This is a genomic window from Achromobacter sp. JD-1, from assembly GCF_038594925.1.
Classification (GTDB): Bacteria; Pseudomonadota; Gammaproteobacteria; order Burkholderiales; family Burkholderiaceae_B; genus Achromobacter; species Achromobacter spanius_C.
Genome location: NZ_JBCGCS010000074.1, coordinates 1 through 1,738 on the forward strand (window position 1 = coordinate 1; position 1,738 = coordinate 1,738).

At 61.2% G+C, this 1,738-nt stretch carries 3 protein-coding genes; all 3 read left to right on the top strand.

Annotation, left to right across the window (positions count from 1 at the left end; translation table 11 throughout):
• Positions 1-643: hypothetical protein (locus tag WBR68_RS31250; RefSeq protein WP_342490528.1), on the top strand; the 643-nt coding region annotated here is incomplete at its 5' end.
• On the top strand, positions 640-1,458 hold the full coding sequence (locus tag WBR68_RS31255) for a TrbG/VirB9 family P-type conjugative transfer protein (protein WP_230696255.1): 819 nt from the start codon (positions 640-642) through the stop codon (positions 1,456-1,458). The genes WBR68_RS31250 and WBR68_RS31255, both read left to right, overlap by 4 nt.
• A partial coding sequence (locus WBR68_RS31260; RefSeq protein ID WP_230696256.1) for a hypothetical protein occupies positions 1,455-1,738 on the top strand: 284 nt, incomplete at its 3' end. The genes WBR68_RS31255 and WBR68_RS31260, both read left to right, overlap by 4 nt.

Sequence of the window (1,738 nt, forward strand, 5' to 3'; positions counted from 1 at the left end):
TGGGCTTTCAAGTCATTTCCTACTCGACCGCTGTCGAAACGCTGAGGTAATCGTCATGCAAAAAGCACAGATCAACGAACTCGCCCGCCGCCTCGAAGATGCAGGGCGCATGAGCAACGCAGAGCGCACGGCACTGTTGCGCGACATCGAACGGTACGCGAAGAGCGATCTCTACGGCGCCGCGCGCCTCTGCAAGGACCATCTTCACAAGGACGCGAACCTTCGTCTTCCCACGCCTGTCTTGGCTGCCGATCGTATCGGCAAGCACTTTGAAGAGCGCATCCGCGAAGCGCGTCGGCCCGTGGAGCTGTACGGCGAACAAGACCGCCAAATCCGTCAGCCGGAAGATGGGCGCGAGTACAAGGGTCCGATCGTAGGCACAACGCCAAACTGCTTGATCCAGCGTGACAACGAAACGGGGGACCTCATCGTCCATGCCCGCAACACGCTGAACCGATCCTTTGAGATGAGCGGAAAGGAAGAGGCGCTCGCCATCCGCTACCCCTTCAAGGCGGTAGGCGGCGTGGGCCTGGTGCGCGACGCTGACCACGACAAGCAGGCGGGGATGGGGATGGACCATCAACGTACGCACGAGTCGGCGCGCCAACGTGAAAGCAACCTCGAGATGGGACACGCCCGATGAACATCCGCTTCAGGCCTTTGGCCGTGGGGGTGCTGTCGGTCGCGCTTTGCGCGGCCGCAGCGCCTGCCTGGTCGCTTGACCGACCTGCAGCTTCGCCCAAGGATCAGCGAATCCGCTGGACGGACTATGACGCCGCCGACGTCATTCAGGTCGATACAACGCTTGGTGTGGCCACTCAAGTCCAACTGAACGATGATGAGGACTACGTGACGCACGCCTTTGGCGATTCGGCGGCGTACGACTTCCAGCAAGTGGGCAAGCACCTCTTGCTCAAGCCCATCGTCGAGCAAGCCGACACCAACCTCCTTTACATCACCACCAAGCGAAACTACTCGTTCCTGCTGAAGTATGAAAAGGCGCGTAAGAACGGCGGCGTCTTTCGCGTGGTACTGCGTTATCCCGAACTGGAGCAGGCAAAATCTGCGGCCCAGGAGGAGCGCGACCGCGTGCAGCGCGATCTGGCCACTGCCGACGTCGCGATCAACTGGCAGGCCTATTCGATGAGCGGCGACACCAGCCTGGCGCCGATCGCCGCATGGGATGACGGCGCGCAGACATGGCTTCGGTTTGCTCCTGGCCAGGATCTGCCTGCGATCTATTTCGTAGACGCTGACGGCCAGGAGGTGATCGTGAACCGGCATATGGAGGACGAGCAGACCGTCGTGCTTCATCGGGTCGCTAAGCGCTGGCATTTGCGTATTGGAAACCAGGTCTTGGCCGTCCACAACGACGGGGCGCCCGTTACACGCAGTCTGGCCACCGGTACCGTCTCGCCGCAGGTCGAGCGCGTCATTCGTGAGGAAACTGCGCCATGAATCTCTTCAAAAGGCGAAAAAAACCCGGTCAAACCATAGACGCGGTGGCGGAGATCGAAGAGCACCAGGCGCAGATCGAGGGCCGCGGCCGCCCGGACCTGTCGGGTACTGCAAGGCCGATGCAACAGGGTGCGAAGGCCTTCATGTGGCTCATCACGTTGATGGCGTTGATGGTGATCGCCACGATGGGTTGGCGAGCATTCAATACGCCTGCCGCCGAAGAGGCCGCACCGGCGATGCAAGCCAAGATCGAGAACGTGCTTCCCGGTCTGAAGCTCCG

Excerpts from the sequence above, each read along its gene's own strand:
- WBR68_RS31255 (WP_230696255.1), top strand. The coding sequence starts at position 640 with ATGAACATCCGCTTCAGGCCTTTGGCCGTGGGGGTGCTGTCGGTCGCG.